The 18,963-nt window shown below is 50.7% G+C and carries 11 protein-coding genes, 1 tRNA gene and 3 rRNA genes; all 15 read right to left on the reverse strand.

Annotation, left to right across the window (positions count from 1 at the left end; all coding sequences use genetic code 11):
* Positions 1–107: 107 nt before the first annotated feature.
* The 15 genes from ACI48J_RS26400 to yaaA all read right to left on the reverse strand — a co-directional run bounded on the left by ACI48J_RS26400 (position 108) and on the right by yaaA (position 18,955).
* Positions 108–197: transfer RNA gene (locus ACI48J_RS26400), tRNA-Ser, on the reverse strand.
* An 82-nt stretch (positions 198–279) separates the two neighbouring features.
* Positions 280–1,563: a serine--tRNA ligase gene (gene serS / locus ACI48J_RS26405; protein ID WP_405080955.1), complete on the reverse strand. Its 1,284-nt coding sequence runs from the start codon at positions 1,561–1,563 to the stop codon at positions 280–282.
* An 89-nt stretch (positions 1,564–1,652) separates the two neighbouring features.
* Complete coding sequence (gene pdxT, locus ACI48J_RS26410; protein WP_405080956.1) at positions 1,653–2,225, reverse strand: pyridoxal 5'-phosphate synthase glutaminase subunit PdxT; 573 nt, start codon at positions 2,223–2,225, stop codon at positions 1,653–1,655.
* A 29-nt stretch (positions 2,226–2,254) separates the two neighbouring features.
* Positions 2,255–3,136, reverse strand: a complete 882-nt coding sequence (gene pdxS / locus ACI48J_RS26415; protein ID WP_217561949.1) for a pyridoxal 5'-phosphate synthase lyase subunit PdxS — start codon at positions 3,134–3,136, stop codon at positions 2,255–2,257.
* A gap of 115 nt (positions 3,137–3,251) precedes the next feature.
* Complete coding sequence (locus ACI48J_RS26420) at positions 3,252–4,544, reverse strand: D-alanyl-D-alanine carboxypeptidase family protein (RefSeq protein WP_405080958.1); 1,293 nt, start codon at positions 4,542–4,544, stop codon at positions 3,252–3,254.
* 117 nt (positions 4,545–4,661) lie between these two features.
* Positions 4,662–6,119, reverse strand: a complete 1,458-nt coding sequence (guaB, locus tag ACI48J_RS26425) for an IMP dehydrogenase (protein ID WP_326050770.1) — start codon at positions 6,117–6,119, stop codon at positions 4,662–4,664.
* A 165-nt stretch (positions 6,120–6,284) separates the two neighbouring features.
* Positions 6,285–6,401 (reverse strand): 5S ribosomal RNA (gene rrf, locus ACI48J_RS26430).
* Positions 6,402–6,541: 140 nt separating this feature from the next.
* Positions 6,542–9,463, reverse strand: a 23S ribosomal RNA gene (locus ACI48J_RS26435).
* 249 nt (positions 9,464–9,712) lie between these two features.
* Positions 9,713–11,266: ribosomal RNA gene (locus ACI48J_RS26440) — 16S ribosomal RNA — on the reverse strand.
* Together the 16S, 23S and 5S rRNA genes form the textbook arrangement of a ribosomal RNA operon.
* 368 nt (positions 11,267–11,634) lie before the next feature.
* Positions 11,635–12,708, reverse strand: coding sequence for an HD-GYP domain-containing protein (locus ACI48J_RS26445; RefSeq protein ID WP_405080959.1), 1,074 nt, complete (start codon positions 12,706–12,708; stop codon positions 11,635–11,637).
* A gap of 89 nt (positions 12,709–12,797) precedes the next feature.
* Positions 12,798–15,323 (reverse strand): DNA gyrase subunit A, encoded by a 2,526-nt coding sequence (gene gyrA / locus ACI48J_RS26450; protein WP_405080960.1) that lies wholly within the window; start codon positions 15,321–15,323, stop codon positions 12,798–12,800.
* A 64-nt stretch (positions 15,324–15,387) separates the two neighbouring features.
* Positions 15,388–17,304: a DNA topoisomerase (ATP-hydrolyzing) subunit B gene (gyrB, locus tag ACI48J_RS26455; RefSeq protein ID WP_405080961.1), complete on the reverse strand. Its 1,917-nt coding sequence runs from the start codon at positions 17,302–17,304 to the stop codon at positions 15,388–15,390.
* Between the two features lie 34 nt (positions 17,305–17,338).
* Positions 17,339–17,587, reverse strand: a complete 249-nt coding sequence (remB, locus tag ACI48J_RS26460; RefSeq protein ID WP_326050428.1) for an extracellular matrix regulator RemB — start codon at positions 17,585–17,587, stop codon at positions 17,339–17,341.
* A 6-nt stretch (positions 17,588–17,593) separates the two neighbouring features.
* A complete protein-coding gene (gene recF / locus ACI48J_RS26465; RefSeq protein ID WP_405080962.1) occupies positions 17,594–18,712 on the reverse strand; it encodes a DNA replication/repair protein RecF in 1,119 nt (372 codons plus the stop codon).
* A gap of 27 nt (positions 18,713–18,739) precedes the next feature.
* The gene (gene yaaA, locus ACI48J_RS26470) at positions 18,740–18,955 is read right to left on the reverse strand and encodes a S4 domain-containing protein YaaA (protein ID WP_009673395.1); all 216 of its coding nucleotides are present in this window, start codon (positions 18,953–18,955) and stop codon (positions 18,740–18,742) included.
* Positions 18,956–18,963 lie beyond the last annotated feature (8 nt).

The following is an 18,963-nucleotide window of genomic DNA, read 5'->3' on the forward strand; positions in this document are numbered from 1 at the left end:
CAAAGCAACCAAAGCACTCCCAATGATTTAAAAGAAATATACATAAACGCAAAAAAACTGCGGCGCTTAAGCCCGCAGTTCTAAGGTCATCTTTTATAAAAGTTGAATGGCGGAGAGGGTGGGATTCGAACCCACGGTGCCCTCACAGACACGGCGGTTTTCAAGACCGCTGCCTTAAACCACTCGACCACCTCTCCAGAAAGCTACCGACTTCCGATCACAGAAGACAGTAACTGTAACAGAGAAATTTTATCACACTCAAAGTTCTATTTACAAGTGTTAATTTTTACGCAGCACCGTAACGCCATTCATGTAAGGAACCAGCACTTCCGGGACCGTAACCGAACCGTCTTCCTGCTGGTAATTTTCAAGGATGGCCGCTACCGTCCGTCCGATGGCAAGCCCCGAGCCGTTCAGCGTATGTACGAATTCCGGCTTCGCTTTGGCATCTTTGCGGAAACGGATATTGGCGCGGCGCGCCTGGAAGTCCTCGAAGTTGCTGCACGAGGAGATCTCCCGGTAGGCTTCCGAGCTTGGCAGCCATACCTCAAGATCGTACGTCTTAGCCGATGTGAAGCCGATATCGCCTGTACAGAGCGTCAGAACGCGATAAGGCAGCTTTAGAAGCTGAAGCACGCGCTCCGCGTTCTGAGTGAGCTCCTCGAGCTCCTCGTACGATTCCTCGGGCTTGACCAGCTTGACCAGCTCCACTTTGTTAAACTGGTGCTGGCGGATCAGGCCGCGGGTATCTCTTCCGGCAGCTCCCGCTTCGGAACGGAAGCATGCGCTGAACGCGACGAATTTACGCGGAAGCTGCTCCGCGGCAAGAATGTCATCCCGGTGGTAATTGGTCACCGGCACTTCCGCCGTCGGAATCAGGAAGTATTCCGAATTCTCGATATGGAACACGTCTTCCTCGAACTTCGGAAGCTGCCCGGTTCCCGTCAGGCTGTCCCGGTTTACGATATACGGAGGAAGCATTTCTTCATACCCGTGCTCCGTACTGTGCAGATCCATCATAAAATTCATCAGAGCGCGCTCCAGACGAGCGCCCAGCCCCTTATAGAACACGAAGCGTGAGCCCGTTACTTTACCGGCCGCTTCAAAATCCAGAATTCCCAAATCCGTGGCCAGATCCCAGTGAGCTTTAGCTTCGAATCCGAATTCCGGAACGTTCCCATTACGGCGGATTTCAATGTTATCTTCTTCCGACGCCCCCACCGGGACGCTTTCATGAGGAACATTCGGTATGGAAAGAAGCAGGTGATTCAGCTCGACTTCCAGTGTTCTGAGCTCCTCATCCAGTTCTTTAATGCGGTCACCTACACCTTTCATTTCGGCGATCAGATCGTCCGCATCCTCTTTCGCCTTCTTACGCATCGCCACTTCCTGCGATACCGTGTTCCGGCGGTTCTTCAGCTGCTCCACTTCCTGCAGCAGCTCTCTGCGTTTCACATCAAGTTCTGCTATACGCGTAACTTCTTCGAGCTGCTTGCCTCCGCGGTTTTTCATAGCGGTTTGAACCGTTTCTATGTCGGTACGGATTAATTTAATATCAAACAAGGAGACTCCTCCTCCTAAAGTTGTAAAAATGGAACAAAAGCACCCTTCTCTCGTATGGAGCAAAAGAGGTGCTTCTGCTTTTGGATCGATTAACGGGTTTCCCGGATCATATCCAGAAAATATGCGTGCATGCTTGAATCATCCGTCAGTTCGGGATGGAACGAAGCCGCAAGCAGATGACCCTGTCTGGCCGCCACGATTTGCCCGTTGTACTCGCTTAACACGTCCACGCCGTTTCCAACCTCATCGATAAGCGGCGCACGGATGAAAACGGCCCTTACAGGCCGGTCAATGCCCTTAACAGGCAGATCGGTTTCAAAGCTTTCCCGCTGCCGGCCAAACGCATTGCGCTGCACGGTCATATCCATCAGTCCCAGATGGGCTTCTTCCTGACCCGTAATCTTATCCGCGATTACAATCAGTCCGGCACACGTGCCGAAGACCGCTTTTCCCTGATTGGAAAAATCCCGAATCGCTTCGATAAAACCGTAGCGTCTCATCAATTTGCCAATGGTGGTACTCTCGCCTCCGGGAATGATCAGACCGTCCAGTTCGGCAAGCTGCTCCGCACGCTTTACAACGACGCCTTCTCCGCCAACCGCCTCGATCAGGCGGATATGTTCCGCTACGGCTCCCTGCAGAGCCAATACGCCAACTTTCATCGTTCTTCCCCGCTTCCTGCCTCGGCCGATTACCAGCCGCGATCCTGCATCCGCTCGGAAGCATGCAGCTTGGAGATTTCGATGCCTTTCATCGGTGCTCCCAAGTTTTTGGAAACCTCCGCAATCAGCTTGTAGTCTTTGTAATGCGTAGTCGCCTCTACGATCGCACGCGCGAACTTCTCAGGGTTGTCCGATTTGAAAATACCGGAGCCTACGAAAACACCGTCCGCGCCAAGCTCCATCATAAGAGCCGCATCGGAAGGAGTCGCTACACCGCCTGCGGCGAAGTTAACGACCGGCAACTTGCCGTTCTCGTGAATATATAGAACCAGATCGTATGGAGCACCCAGGTTTTTGGCTTCGGCATACAGCTCGTCCTTCGCCAGGCTTTGGATTTTCCGGATTTGAGATTGAATAAGACGCATATGACGAACCGCTTCCACAATATTGCCTGTTCCCGGTTCACCTTTCGTACGAAGCATGGAAGCTCCTTCGTTGATACGGCGCAAAGCTTCGCCGATATCTTTCGCTCCGCATACGAACGGAACGGTGAAGTCCTTCTTGTCGATATGGAACACTTCGTCAGCCGGTGTCAGCACTTCGCTCTCGTCAATATAGTCCGCACCCAGCGCTTCCAGCACGCGTGCTTCTACAATATGACCGATACGCGCTTTAGCCATTACCGGAATGGATACAACCTTCATAACCTCTTCCAGAACAGTCGGATCCGCCATGCGGGCTACGCCGCCTGCCGCACGGATATCGGATGGTACCCGTTCCAGTGCCATAACCGCGGAAGCACCCGCAGCTTCTGCAACCTTAGCTTGTTCCGCATTCATGACGTCCATGATGACGCCGCCTTTTTGCATTTCAGCCATGCCTCTTTTTACGCGCGAAGTACCCGTCTCCATATTAAATCCTCCTGGAATTTATATCCCTAGCTAGATTTTTCGTTCATGAACTTCTAAGCTAACATTTTACATGAACCTGTTCGTGAAAACAATAACTTTTCCTGAGAGAACCCGCTTAGAATAAGCCTTTAACCCCGTTGAACAGATCTGCGAACAAGTTTTTGATCGCCCGCATCATCATCCGGAACCAGCTTGCTTTTTCCATATCGTTTTCGGCCACCAGATCAACCGTTTCGGAGTTTTTACCGAAGGACAAAGTAGCCGTACCCAGCTTGTCTCCCTTTTTGAGAGGGGCAACCAGTTTATCCGCTGCCAGCAGATCCACCTTCGTTTCCAGTTTCGTATCCGCGGTTCCCTTCTTCACGGCAAAAGCTACATCGTTTTTCAGGACAGCAGGCGCTTCCAGTTCTACGCCTTTTGTAATCGGCACGGTTTTCTGTGCGTCGAGAGCGGTTCCGGCTTTAGCCAACGTTTTGAATTCAAAGTTGGTAAATCCGTAGTCCAGCACTTTGCGTGTCTGGTTAAAACGTTCCGGCTCCGTCTTCGCGCCCATCACAACGCTGATTAAGCGCATGCCATTGCGTTCGGCTGTACCAGTAAAGCAATACAGAGCTTCATCGGTGTGACCCGTCTTAAGACCGTCCAGACCCTGATAAGCATATTTCTTGAAATTCACATTGCTGCTGTTGCCTTCAAGCATCCAGTTATAATTAATCATCGGAGTTTTATCCGATTCGCGTAATTTTTTTGAAGGAACCTTTGTAAACTCCAGCACTTCTTTATGCTCCGTAACCAGATGTCTTGCGAGAATGGCTACATCCTTTGCTGACATCACCGTCTCCCCTTGAATACTTTTTGGGGCATTCTCTTTAATATCCGCTCTGGATAGACCCGTCGCATTAATGAATTGGGCTTTATCCGACATGCCGAGCTCTCTTGCTTTGTCGTTCATCAACTTGGCGAAGCCTTCTTCCGACCCGCCGAGCTTTTCGGCAAGAACAATAGAAGCATCGTTAGAAGAATAAATCGACATGGCATAAAACAAATCTTTAATCGTCAGGGTTTCGCCTTCCGCGATCAACTGGCCGGATCCGATTGCGCTGGCCGCATACTTGCTTGCCGTGGCGGTATCTTCCCATTTGAGCTTACCATTGTGAATCGCTTCCATAACGAGGTATTCCGTCATCATTTTGGACATACTTGCCGGAGGCAGGACTTCATCGGCATTTTTCTCGAATAAAATTTGACCTGTGCTCGCTTCCATCAAAATCGCCGATCTAACATCCAATTCGGGTTCGCCGTCAGCCGCCAGCGCGGTAACCGCAAATATGTGAAGGAAGGATACTTGTAGCATTGCAAAAACGAGGGCCAAAGATACTTTTCTTTTCCAGAAACCAAATTTTTTCAACTCACACACTCCTATTTGTAAATTCATGATGTGTCTTATTGTACCATTCCCCGGGCATAAAAAAAAGGAGACCCCGGTCCTGAAACCGGGGTCCCTTATAGGGCTCGAAACATTTAGTTATAAAGAGTAGTTGGGGGCTTCTTTCGTAATTTGCACATCATGCGGATGGCTTTCACGTAGACCCGCACCCGAGATACGAACAAACGTCGTATCGTTGATCAAAGTGTCGATGTCGGGAGCACCGCAGTACCCCATACCGGAACGAAGACCACCGACGATCTGATAGATGGTATCGGCCAGCGGCCCTTTGTAGGCTACACGTCCTTCAATACCTTCAGGCACCAGCTTGGTTTCGTTCTCTTGGAAATAACGATCCTTGCTGCCTTCTTTCATTGCTCCGAGCGAACCCATACCACGGTAAACCTTGAAGCGTCTGCCTTGATAGATCTCCGACTCTCCTGGGCTTTCCTCAGTACCTGCAAAAAGGCTTCCCAGCATAACGGCGCTTGCGCCCGCGGCGATCGCTTTAACTACGTCACCGGAGTACTTGATCCCGCCGTCTGCAATGATCGGTACGTTGTACTCACGCGCAACGGACGCACAATCGTAGATTGCGGTGATTTGTGGGACACCGATACCGGCGATAACACGGGTTGTACAAATTGACCCAGGGCCAATTCCAACTTTGACGATAGAAGCGCCTGCTTCGATCAGATCACGCGTTCCGTCTCCGGTAGCCACGTTACCGGCGATAAGCGGCAGCTCCGGATATTGGTTGCGAAGCTTTCTGACCGTCTCCAGGATGTTGATGTGATGACCGTGAGCCGAATCAACAACCAGCACGTCCACTCCGGCTTCTACAAGTGCCGCGGTGCGTTCCATCACGTCTTTGGAAACTCCTACTGCGGCTCCGCACAGCAGACGACCGAATTCGTCTTTGCCTGCATTGGGGAACTGAATAGCTTTTTCGATATCCTTAATCGTGATGAGACCTTTCAGAACAAAAGAGTCATCCACCAGCGGCAGCTTTTCGATCTTGTGCTGTTGGAGAATTCCTTCCGCCTGCTCCAGGGTTGTCCCAACCGGAGCCGTCACCAGATTTTCTTTTGTCATGACTTCCTCGATTTTAATGGAGTAATCATGAACAAAACGCAAATCACGGTTGGTCAAAATCCCAACCAGCTTCTTATTCTCATCGACGATCGGCACGCCGGAGATTCTGAACTTCGCCATGAGTGCTTCCGCATCGTATACATGATGCTGTGGTGTAAGGTGGAAAGGGTTCGTAATAACACCGGACTCCGAACGCTTAACCCGGTCTACCTCGCCGGCTTGCTGCTCAATGGACATATTCTTATGAATGATTCCGATTCCGCCTTCACGTGCGATTGCAATTGCCAGAGCGGCCTCTGTCACCGTATCCATCGCTGAACTGAGGAGAGGAATATTTAATTTCACTTTCGGGGCAAGCTTGGTGGAAACATCAATCTGTTTACCGAACACATTTGATTTACGAGGCACCAGAAGTACATCGTCAAACGTCAATCCTTCTTTTGCGAATTTAGCATCCCACACAGGGTTTGCCCTCCTCTTCTGTCTTTAGATATTATTGCAATCATACATAAGGCGTTTTTTCATGTCAAGAAGCAGAGCATGACAATCTTGGATCTCCCTGCTAGCATGTCTCTTTTCTATAACAAAAAACCTTTTCGAACTCTCATTCGAAAAGGTTTTATTTGTGCTTGGCAACGTCCTACTCTCCCAGGACCCTTCGGTCCAAGTACCATCGGCGCTGGAAGGCTTAACGGTCGTGTTCGGGATGGGTACGCGTGGTTCCCTTCCGCCATCGTCACCAAACAGGTGTCTGTTCAGACACACCAGGGTTGCTCCCTGAAAACTAGCAGCGAAACAAGCAGTCGATCCATCCAAAGATCTTGTGGTGCCTACGCTTAGCGCGTACGCCTTTCGATGCGGCATTTTCCTGTCGGAAAAGCCTAGTGGTCAAGCCCTCGACCGATTAGTATTGGTCAGCTCCACACATTGCTGTGCTTCCACCTCCAACCTATCTACCTCGTCGTCTTCAAGGGGTCTTACATACTGGGAAATCTCATCTTGAGGGGGGCTTCACGCTTAGATGCTTTCAGCGCTTATCCCTTCCGTACATAGCTACCCAGCTATGCCTCTGGCGAGACAACTGGTACACCAGCGGTACGTCCATCCCGGTCCTCTCGTACTAAGGACAGCTCCTCTCAAATTTCCTGCGCCCGCGACAGATAGGGACCGAACTGTCTCACGACGTTCTGAACCCAGCTCGCGTACCGCTTTAATGGGCGAACAGCCCAACCCTTGGGACCTACTTCAGCCCCAGGATGCGATGAGCCGACATCGAGGTGCCAAACCTCCCCGTCGATGTGGACTCTTGGGGGAGATAAGCCTGTTATCCCCAGGGTAGCTTTTATCCGTTGAGCGATGGCCCTTCCATGCGGTACCACCGGATCACTAAGCCCGACTTTCGTCCCTGCTCGACCTGTATGTCTCGCAGTCAAGCTCCCTTATGCCTTTGCACTCTTCGAATGATTTCCAACCATTCTGAGGGAACCTTGGGGCGCCTCCGTTACTCTTTAGGAGGCGACCGCCCCAGTCAAACTGCCCACCTGACACGGTCCCTCTACCGGTTCACGGTAGTAGGTTAGAACTCCGATACGATCAGGGTGGTATCCCAACGGCGCCTCCACCCAAGCTGGCGCTCAGGCTTCAAAGGCTCCCACCTATCCTGTACAGATCGTACCAAAGTCCAATATCAAGCTGCAGTAAAGCTCCATGGGGTCTTTCCGTCTTGTCGCGGGTAACCTGCATCTTCACAGGTATTAAAATTTCACCGGATCTCTCGTTGAGACAGCGCCCAAGTCGTTACGCCATTCGTGCGGGTCAGAATTTACCTGACAAGGAATTTCGCTACCTTAGGACCGTTATAGTTACGGCCGCCGTTTACTGGGGCTTCGGTTCACAGCTTCGGGTTACCCCTAACCGCTCCCCTTAACCTTCCAGCACCGGGCAGGCGTCAGCCCATATACTTCGCCTTGCGGCTTCGCATAGACCTGTGTTTTTGCTAAACAGTCGCTTGGGCCTTTTCACTGCGGCCCCCTCGTGCTATTCACACTACCGGGGCACCCCTTCTCCCGAAGTTACGGGGTCATTTTGCCGAGTTCCTTAACGAGAGTTCTTCCGCGCGCCTTAGAATTCTCTTCTCGCCCACCTGTGTCGGTTTGCGGTACGGGCACCTTCGCCTGGCTAGAAGCTTTTCTCGGCAGTGTGAGATCAAGACCTTCGCTACTGTAATTTTCGCTCCCCATCACAGCCCAGCCTTACGATGTGCGGATTTGCCTACACATCAGCCTCACTGCTTGGACGGACATCCATCAGTCCGCGTCCCTACCCTGCTGCGTCACTCCATTGCTCGTAACGGCTTACGGTGGTACAGGAATTTCAACCTGTTGTCCTTCGACTACGCCTTTCGGCCTCGCCTTAGGTCCCGACTTACCCTGAGCGGACGAACCTTCCTCAGGAACCCTTAGGCTTTCGGCGGATCAGATTCTCACTGATCTTTTCGTTACTCATACCGGCATTCTCACTTCTGTACAGTCCAGCAGTCCTCACGATCTACCTTCACTCCGTACAGAACGCTCCCCTACCCCAAGACATCTTTAGATATCTAAGTCATAGCTTCGGTGGTGTGTTTAGCCCCGTTACATTTTCGGCGCAGAGTCACTCGACCAGTGAGCTATTACGCACTCTTTAAATGGTGGCTGCTTCTAAGCCAACATCCTGGTTGTCTGTGCAACTCCACATCCTTTCCCACTTAACACACACTTGGGGACCTTAGCTGATGATCTGGGCTGTTTCCCTCTTGACAATGGATCTTAGCACTCACTGTCTGACTCCCGGGGTAATGTCTGTGGCATTCAGAGTTTGACTGGACTTGGTAACCCTTGGCGGGCCCCGCACCCAATCAGTGCTTTACCTCCACGACACATCCCCCGAGGCTAGCCCTAAAGCTATTTCGGGGAGAACCAGCTATCTCCGAGTTCGATTGGAATTTCTCCGCTACCCCCACCTCATCCCCGAATTTTTCAACATTCGTGGGTTCGGGCCTCCAGTGCGTGTTACCGCACCTTCACCCTGGACAGGGGTAGATCACACGGTTTCGGGTCTACGCCTGCATACTATAGCCGCCCTATTCAGACTCGCTTTCGCTGCGGCTCCGCCTTTTCAGCTTAACCTCGCATGCAAACGTAACTCGCCGGTTCATTCTACAAAAGGCACGCCATCACCCATTAACGGGCTCTGACTTCTTGTAGGCACACGGTTTCAGGTTCTTTTTCACTCCCCTCCCGGGGTGCTTTTCACCTTTCCCTCACGGTACTGCTTCACTATCGGTCGCTAGGGAGTATTTAGCCTTGGCAGATGGTCCTGCCGGATTCCGACGGGGTTTCACGTGTCCCGCCGTACTCAGGATCCGTCTAGGCATACGTTCACTTTCGGCTACAGGGCTGTTACCTCTTCCAGCGGACCTTTCCAGATCGCTTCACCTAATGAACTTTTGCCACATTGACGTCCTACAACCCCAAGGAGCAAGCTCCTTGGTTTGGGCTAATCCGCGTTCGCTCGCCGCTACTGACGGAATCACTATTGTTTTCTTTTCCTCCAGGTACTTAGATGTTTCAGTTCCCTGGGTGTGCCTCCAATGCAGCTATGTATTCACTGCATGGTAACTGCGCATTACCACAGCTGGGTTCCCCCATTCGGACATCCCCGGATCAAAGCCTGCTTACGGCTCCCCGAGGCATTTCGTCGTTCGCCACGTCCTTCTTCGGCTCCTAGCGCCTAGGCATCCTCCGTGTGCCCTTATTAGCTTGACCAATGCTTGTTATATACCGATTCGCGCTAGCAAGCAAGCTTGCCAAATCGCTCATACGCCATATAACTTCGCTTTACATCAAACCATCAAGGTTTTGGATGATTCTAGTTACATGTTTCGCTATCTAGTTTTCAAGGATCAACGTTTGAAAAGAGAAGGAAATTCTCCTTTCAAAACTGACAACGAGTGATTGAAGGTTGAAGGCGATGCCTTCTTGACTGGGTCCGTTTCAGGACCCGAGTCTCCATAGAAAGGAGGTGATCCAGCCGCACCTTCCGATACGGCTACCTTGTTACGACTTCACCCCAATCATCTACCCCACCTTCGGCGGCTGGCCCCTTGCGGTTACCTCACCGACTTCGGGTGTTGTAAACTCTCGTGGTGTGACGGGCGGTGTGTACAAGACCCGGGAACGTATTCACCGCGGCATGCTGATCCGCGATTACTAGCAATTCCGACTTCATGCAGGCGAGTTGCAGCCTGCAATCCGAACTGAGACCGGCTTTTCTAGGATTGGCTCCGGATCGCTCCTTCGCTTCCCGTTGTACCGGCCATTGTAGTACGTGTGTAGCCCAGGTCATAAGGGGCATGATGATTTGACGTCATCCCCGCCTTCCTCCGGTTTGTCACCGGCAGTCAACTTAGAGTGCCCAGCCTTACCTGCTGGCAACTAAGTTCAAGGGTTGCGCTCGTTGCGGGACTTAACCCAACATCTCACGACACGAGCTGACGACAACCATGCACCACCTGTCTCCTCTGTCCCGAAGGAAAGGCCTATCTCTAAGCCGGTCAGAGGGATGTCAAGACCTGGTAAGGTTCTTCGCGTTGCTTCGAATTAAACCACATACTCCACTGCTTGTGCGGGTCCCCGTCAATTCCTTTGAGTTTCACTCTTGCGAGCGTACTCCCCAGGCGGCATGCTTACTGTGTTAACTTCGGCACCAAGGGTATCGAAACCCCTAACACCTAGCATGCATCGTTTACGGCGTGGACTACCAGGGTATCTAATCCTGTTTGCTCCCCACGCTTTCGCGCCTCAGCGTCAGTTACAGGCCAGAAAGTCGCCTTCGCCACTGGTGTTCCTCCACATCTCTACGCATTTCACCGCTACACGTGGAATTCCACTTTCCTCTCCTGCACTCCAGTCTCCCAGTTTCCGGTGCGAACCGAGGTTGAGCCTCGGGATTAAACACCAGACTTAAAAAACCGCCTGCGCGCGCTTTACGCCCAATAATTCCGGACAACGCTTGCCCCCTACGTATTACCGCGGCTGCTGGCACGTAGTTAGCCGGGGCTTTCTTCTCAGGTACCGTCACCCAAAGAGCAGTTACTCTCCTTGGCGTTCTTCCCTGGCAACAGAGCTTTACGATCCGAAAACCTTCATCACTCACGCGGCGTTGCTCCGTCAGACTTGCGTCCATTGCGGAAGATTCCCTACTGCTGCCTCCCGTAGGAGTCTGGGCCGTGTCTCAGTCCCAGTGTGGCCGTTCACCCTCTCAGGTCGGCTACGCATCGTCGCCTTGGTGAGCCGTTACCTCACCAACTAGCTAATGCGCCGCAGGCCCATCCGTAAGCCACAGATTGCTCCGTGTTTCACGGTCTCCCCATGCGGAGAAACCGATTATCCGGTCTTAGCTACCGTTTCCGGTAGTTATCCCGATCTTACAGGCAGGTTGCCTACGTGTTACTCACCCGTCCGCCGCTAACTATCGGAGAAGCAAGCTTCTCTTCAAGTCCGCTCGACTTGCATGTATTAGGCACGCCGCCAGCGTTCGTCCTGAGCCAGGATCAAACTCTCCGATAAAGTTGTGCCGGCCAAATGGCCAGCGGTTTATCTCAAGCTGATTAAGCTCAAACATTCGTTGCTGACGAGAATTTCTTCTCATTTAATGTCTCGATTTCTCAAGACGCTTCAATCACTCGTTGTTCAGTTTTCAAAGGACAATCTCAGCTTTATCAACCTCATCGTTACCCGCTTTGTTTCAGCGGCGACTTAATTAATATACCACATTCACCTAATTGATTGCAAGCTTTTTTTTCGATGAATTTTTTCAGGTTTTTAATTTGTCGCTTCTTTCGGAAGGCGGAATATTAATATACCATTCACTAGATGCCATGTCAACAAAAAATATCTTCCCTAGGGAAGATATTTTTCATCGAACCTATTTGACGTTAACGCGCTTCAATGACCTCTTGAATGTACAGATTTCTTTCCAAGGTAAGGTTAACGATGGTTCCGTTAATGTTGACCCAAGGACGAGTCGGATACGACCGATCCGAGAAAACAATTTCGCCCACACGGTTATCGTTCAATTTTACAACGGTCCCGATATGAAACGAAGTCACTTTGTTGATGAACGTATTGACGATCGCCGGATCGACTTTGCCGAAAGCATCTTTGCTCAGCTGCTCCAGAACCAGATAAGGGGACGTGGCTTCCTGATGATAACGAACGCTTGTCATGGCATGAAAGATATCGGCTACAGCAACAACTTTAGAATAGCTGTGAATCTGATCGCTTTTAAGACCAAGCGGATAGCCGGAGGCGTCCTCCCGCTCATGATGCTGAAGAGAACAAAGCTTAACTCCCTCGTTAAGGGCTGCTATCGGTTTTAGCACATTGTAACCGTATAGGGTATGCTTGCGCATTTCCTCAACCTCTATAGGTGTTAACTTGGTCGGTTTAACGAGAAGAGCCTGATCGATTTTGGCATTGCCGATATCATGCAGGAGTCCGGCGAGGGCTATCTGCATCCAATCTTTCTGAGGGAGTCCGTGCCATTTAGCCAGAAGATAGGATGTCAGAGAAACCATGATGCTGTTGTGATAGACGAAATCCTGCAGCTGAAACTGCCGCGGTGTAAACGTAAGGACCTGGTATCCTTCTATTTGCTCGATCAGCTTATGAAGCTCATTACGCATCTCCAGCACCGGCAGGGCAGAATTGCCCAGCACAAGACCAAACGCTTTCTTTAGCAGCTGCAGCATTTTGTCGTAAGAAAGATCAAAGGACGAGATTTGTTTCGTATCTATATCCAATGAAGCAACCGCACCGGCCGATTCTTGACCCGAATTGCTTGTCCGGTTATCAATGGTTACGGTAGAGATCAGGAATGCCTTCAGAATCTCCGCATCTCGCTCTGTCAGGATTCTGCCCTTATGAAATAATGCATTGCCGAAACGGCTGTTTACAGCCTCCAGAAGCTTATCGCCGGCTTTAATTTGTGAGACAGAGACTGTCCGCAAGGTGTTTCCCTCCGTTTTACCTAAGTTTGTCAATTTTATTGTAAAACAAAAAAGATGGGGATGTAAGTCCCCACCTCCGAATGTATTTATTAAATTTCAGTATCCTCTTCGGGATTTTCCACCTGTGCGTCTGTTTGTTCAGACGCTATTTGTTCCTGATCTTCCTCGTTGAACTCATCATCCTGGCTTTCCTCGCTCTTGGCCACATGAGTCACAGTCGCCACCTCATCATCCTCGCGGATGTTGATTAGACGAACCCCCTGAGTATTACGGCCCATTTCAGAGATGCCCGAGATGCTTGTCCGGATAAGTGTTCCGCTCGCGGTAATGATCATCAGATCTTCTTCGTTGTTCACGACTTTAAGACCCACTACCGCACCGTTCTTGGTGGTAACGTTGAGCGTTTTGATCCCCTTGCCCCCCCGTGATTGCACGCGGTATTCCGCTATCGGCGTCCGTTTGCCGAAGCCTTTGGAGGTTACAATGAGGACGCTCGCGTCTTCGTCAACCACGTCCATATCGATCACCGTATCTTCCGATCCGATTTGAATGCCTTTGACACCCGTGGCCGAACGGCCCATGGATCTGACATCGTCTTCCGGGAATCGGATGGACATGCCGTCACGCGTACCCATGATAATATGGCGCTTGCCATCCGTCAGTTTAACGCCGACAAGCGAGTCATCGTCACGGAGGTTGATTGCGATCAGACCGCCTTTGCGGATATTGATGTAATCATCCAACGGAGTTTTTTTCACGATTCCCTGCTTTGTGGCAAAGAACAAGTAATTGTCCGCACTAAATTCCTGAACCGGGATAACGGCACTTACGGTTTCGCCCTGTTCAATCTGAATCAGATTGATGATCGGGGTTCCCCTCGCAGTCCGGCTAAGATCCGGAATCTCGTAGGCCTTAAGCTTGTACACTTTGCCTCTGTCCGTAAAGAAGAGAAGATAGTGATGCGTGTTGGTTACGAACAGATGGTTTACAAAGTCATCCGTCTTCGTATCCATACCGACGATTCCGCGGCCTCCGCGTTTCTGGCTGCGGTACGTGTTTACCGGAAGGCGTTTAATATAGCCCGTGTGGGTAATAGTAATGACAACATCCTCTTGAGGAATCAAGTCTTCATCTTCGATGCTGTCTTCGCCTTTGGTAATTTCACTGCGTCTTTCATCACCGTAGCTTTGTTTAATTTCATTGAGTTCATCACTGATGATAGCAAGAATAAGCTGCTCATCTGCAAGAATAGCTTTTAATTCCGCGATCTTTTGAAGAAGCTCAGCATACTCTTGTTCAATCTTCTCCCGCTCCAGACCTGTAAGACGCTGCAGACGCATATCCAAAATGGCTTGCGCCTGATCTTGAGAAAGGTTGAAGGTTGTCATCAAGCCTTCACGCGCAGCTTCGGTTGTACGCGAAGAACGGATCAGGGCAATGACTTCATCCAGATTGTCGAGCGCGATACGCAGACCCTCGAGAATATGAGCACGGGCTTCGGCTTTACGCAGATCGTATTCGGTACGTCTGCGGATGATAACTTTCTGGTGCTCCAGGTAATAATAAATCATCTCCCTCAGGTTCAGAACCCGAGGTTCCCCATTTACGAGGGCCAGCATGATGATACCGAAATTGGACTGCAAAGCTGTATGCTTATATAGATTGTTGAGAACGACATTCGGATTCACATCGCGGCGCAGTTCCATAACAATGCGCATACCGTTACGGTCCGATTCGTCACGTAAATCTGTAATGCCGTCGATTTTCTTGTCGCGGACGAGTTCGGCGATTTTCTCAATCAAACGGGCTTTGTTTACTTGATAAGGAATTTCATGCACGATAATCCGCGCTTTATTATTCACTTCTTCAATGTCGGCTTTCGCTCTCATGGTAACGGAGCCTCTGCCAGTGGCATAAGCCTGCCGAATTCCTTCGCGGCCGAGTATATACGCACCCGTCGGGAAATCCGGGCCTTTGATTGACTGCATCAATTCCAGCGGAGTTACATCCGGGTTCTCGATCATTTGCTGAATTCCGTCGATAACCTCTCCAAGATTATGCGGCGGAATATTGGTGGCCATACCTACGGCAATCCCGGAAGATCCGTTAACAAGGAGGTTGGGGAACCGTGCCGGCAGTACGACCGGCTCCTGCTCTTCTCCGTCATAGTTCGGAATGTAGTCAATAGTCTCTTTATTGATATCACGCAGCATCTCCATAGCGATCTTGGAGAGTCGTGCCTCCGTGTAACGCATAGCTGCCGCCATGTCGCCATCGACGGAACCGAAGTTTCCGTGCCCGTCTATGAGCATGTAACGCAGCGAGAAATCCTGTGCCATCCGGACCATCGTTTCATACACGGGAGAATCCCCGTGAGGATGGTACTTGCCGATTACTTCGCCGACGATTCTGGCTGACTTTTTGTGCGGTTTATCTGAATACATGCCCAGCTCGGACATCGCGTACAAAATACGCCGGTGAACCGGTTTGAGGCCGTCCCGGACGTCAGGAAGCGCACGGCTGACGATGATACTCATGGCGTAATCTAAAAATGAGGTGCGCATTTCCGAACTAATATCAACCTCAACGACTTGCGAACGCATTTCTTCGGTCATGATTTATCCTCCTGAAACGTGCATCCTAGACTGGAATGGATCCAGCCTTCTATCTCTTGAAGCCTTAAATATCCAAGTTCTTGACATACTTAGCGTGCTGATGAATGAAGTTACGTCTAGGTTCCACGTTGTCTCCCATCAGCGTATCGAAAATAGAGTCGGCATCCATTGCATCCTGGATAGTGACTTGCAGCAAGGTGCGAGTCTCCGGATCCATGGTTGTATCCCACAATTGTTCCGCATCCATCTCCCCGAGACCTTTGTAACGTTGAACGTTGACTTTGGCTCCGTCGCCAAATTCTTTCATGATCTCATCCCGCTGCTTGTCGCTGTATGCATAGCGGGCTACTTTGCCCCGCTCCAATTTATAAAGCGGCGGCTGCGCAATATACACATACCCCACTTCAATCAGCTTGCGCATATAACGATAGAAATACGTAAGCAGCAAGGTACGGATATGGGCTCCGTCGACGTCCGCGTCCGTCATAATGATCAGCTTGTGATAACGGGCTTTGGCAATATCGAAATCATCGCTGATTCCGGTACCCATCGCCGTAATAATGGCACGGATTTCGAGGTTCGATAAAATTTTGTCCAGACGCGCTTTCTCCACGTTCAAAATTTTACCCCGGATCGGCAGAATGGCCTGGAAGTGACGGTCACGGCCCTGTTTGGCCGATCCGCCGGCGGAGTCCCCTTCCACGATGTACAGCTCGCTGATGGACGCATCCTTGGACGAGCAGTCTGCCAGCTTACCCGGAAGGGAGCTTACTTCCAGCACGCTCTTGCGGCGGGTCAGTTCTCTCGCCTTACGGGCCGCTTCGCGCGCACGGGAGGCCTGGAGGCCCTTCTCCACGATCTTCTTCGCGATCGCCGGGTTTTCATCCAGGAACTCGAGAAGCTTCTCGGCAAACAGAGAATCGACGATCCCGCGCACTTCGCTGTTGCCGAGCTTCGTCTTGGTCTGCCCTTCAAACTGAGGCTCGGGTATCTTAACCGAGATAATGGCGGCCAAGCCCTCACGAACGTCGTCACCGGACAGGTTAGAGCCGCTTTCTTTGATCGCATTCGTTTTGCGCGCGTAGTCATTCAGAATCCGCGTCAATGCGCTTTTGAAGCCGGACTCGTGGGTACCGCCTTCGTGGGTATTGATATTGTTGGCAAACGAGTAGATGTTCTCCGTATAGCTGTCGTTGTACTGAATAGCCACTTCAACCTGGATGTTCTCCTTGCTGCCCTCCACATAGATCGGAGGTTGATGAAGGGCTTCTTTATTGCGGTTTAAGTGCTCGACGAAGGATTTAATTCCTCCCTCGTACATGAAGCTGTCGGAAGTATCCGTACGTTCGTCGGTCAGATTAATCTCGATTCCTTTATTCAAAAACGCCAGCTCACGGAGTCTGGATTGCAGAATCTCGTAATCGTATTCGGTTGTCTCCGTAAAAATCTCCGGATCGGGCGTAAACGTAACCGTTGTTCCGGTCTCTTCCGTTTCGCCTATAATCCGAAGATCGTATTGCGGTTTACCCTGGCGATATTCTTGTTCGTGGATTTTACCGTGCAGCTTGACTCGTACGAGAAGATGCGAGGACAGTGCGTTAACAACGGAAATACCTACCCCGTGAAGTCCGCCGGAAACTTTATAACCCGAATCGTCTCCGCCGAATTTGCCGCCTGCATGGAGTACGGTGAGAACCACTTCAAGCGCGGGACGTTTCATTTTGGCATGTTCCCCGACGGGAATTCCGCGACCGTTGTCAATAACGGTGATCCGGTTGTCTTTATGAACGATGACGTCGATACGGGTACAATAACCGGCCAGCGCTTCGTCGATGGAGTTATCGACAACTTCCCACACGAGATGGTGGAGGCCGCGGCTGCTGGTCGAGCCGATATACATGCCCGGTCTTTTACGAACGGCTTCCAGCCCTTCCAGTACCTGAATCTGATTCTCATCGTACGAATTTTGGTTCAAAGTCATACACCCTTCACCTGCTTTTACATAGTCAAATCGCTCAGTTCGTCAACAGCTGATTTGCGCGTTTCTTCAAAGTCATCGAGGAGATTGGGGAATAATACACTTTGCCTTGCGTAACGACAAGCGATTTGCATTCCTCTTCGCCAATGATCTCGATCTTCTTGCTGCGAGCAGCCTCCGCAATAAACTGCTTGGATATCTTCGAAGACTTCTCGATCGACAGATCGAAAATCGCGATGAGTTCCGAGGAACGAATAATCTTTTCGCCGCCTAAATGGATAAACACAATCTCTCAACTCCTGTCGATGACGCTGCCGCTCGAAACATGAAAAACGGCCGCATGGTCTAACTGGTCCAAATGGACACTTTCGAGTCCGGTCGTTGTGATAAACGTTTGTACTTTCTTTTGGAACGTCTGGATGAGTTGGGTCTGTCTATATTCGTCAAGTTCGGAAAGAACATCGTCGAGGAGTAAAACAGGGTACTCGCCGACCTCCTCCCGGATGAGTTCGATTTCGGCTAACTTTAAAGAAAGAGCAGTCGTTCTCTGCTGCCCCTGGGATCCGTACGTTTGTACGTCTTTGTCGTTAATGCAGAAAAGAAGGTCGTCCCGGTGCGGACCGATCAATGAGACGCCTCTTCGCATTTCCTGTTCTTTTATCTGTGATAACTTTATCATAAATCGGTCCAATAAAACAGATTCATCTTCAAAGTGCCCGTCCGCAAAGGAAGGAGCATACTCTATCCGGAGCATTTCCTTGCCGTTGGTGATTCCCTGATGAATCTGCTCCGCCCAGCTTTGGAGTTTCTTTATAAAGCTTTGACGCTTTTTCATAATTTTAACACCGAAGGCCGCAAGCTGTTCGTTCCATACATCGAGCATAGAGCTATTGGCCGCGGAAGGGGGGTAGGACTGTTTGAGCAAATTATTGCGCTGCACAAGCACCTTCTGGTATTGAGTGAGGTCGTAAAGGTAGCTGGGGTAAACCTGCCCGATCTCCATATCGAGAAACCTCCGGCGGATGCCGGGGCTTCCCTTGACGATCTCCAGGTCTTCGGGAGCGAACATGACCACATTAAGCGCCCCGACGTACTGGCTCAGCTTTTTTTGCTCAAGCCCGTTTACTTTCGCTTTCTTGCCTTTGCCCGATATCGAAAGCTCGAGCGTACTCGTACCGTACTTTCGTTCCACCTCGCCGAAAAGTCTGGCATGGTCTTCCTGCCATTGAATCAATTCCTTCTCCTGATGGGTACGGTGAGACTTGGTCAGTGCAAGCACATAGATGGATTCCAGCAAGTTGGTCTTCCCCTGCGCATTGGGACCTACAAAGATGTTAACATTCCGATCCGTCGAGATTTCCACATGTGGATAATTTCGATAATGATCCAACAACAGCCGTTTGACAAACAATGGCGTTCCTCCTGTGCTTCCTCCGGCCTATTCCCGGGACACGACGAATTCCCCGCAGCCTTCTACGGCAACTTTGTCTCCGGAGTACAGCTTCCGCCCGCGGCGGTTTTCGATTTCTCCGTTTACTTCGATATGGGCTTCCTGAAGAAAGGATTTGGCCTGTCCCCCGGTTTGAATGCAGTCCGCCAATTTCAAAAATTGTCCCAACGTTATATATTCCGTACGAATGGTGACCTCTTTCATCGAGTCTC

Origin of the sequence: Paenibacillus chitinolyticus, from assembly GCF_045038035.1 — a bacterium.
Taxonomy (GTDB): domain Bacteria; phylum Bacillota; class Bacilli; order Paenibacillales; family NBRC-103111; genus Paenibacillus_F; species Paenibacillus_F chitinolyticus_A.

Coding starts and splice junctions, on each gene's coding strand:
- gyrB (WP_405080961.1), bottom strand. CDS start 17,304: ATGACTTTGAACCAAAATTCGTACGATGAGAATCAGATTCAGGTACTG.
- pdxS (WP_217561949.1), bottom strand. CDS start 3,136: ATGGAGACGGGTACTTCGCGCGTAAAAAGAGGCATGGCTGAAATGCAA.
- gyrA (WP_405080960.1), bottom strand. CDS start 15,323: ATGACCGAAGAAATGCGTTCGCAAGTCGTTGAGGTTGATATTAGTTCG.
- yaaA (WP_009673395.1), bottom strand. CDS start 18,955: ATGAAAGAGGTCACCATTCGTACGGAATATATAACGTTGGGACAATTT.
- pdxT (WP_405080956.1), bottom strand. CDS start 2,225: ATGAAAGTTGGCGTATTGGCTCTGCAGGGAGCCGTAGCGGAACATATC.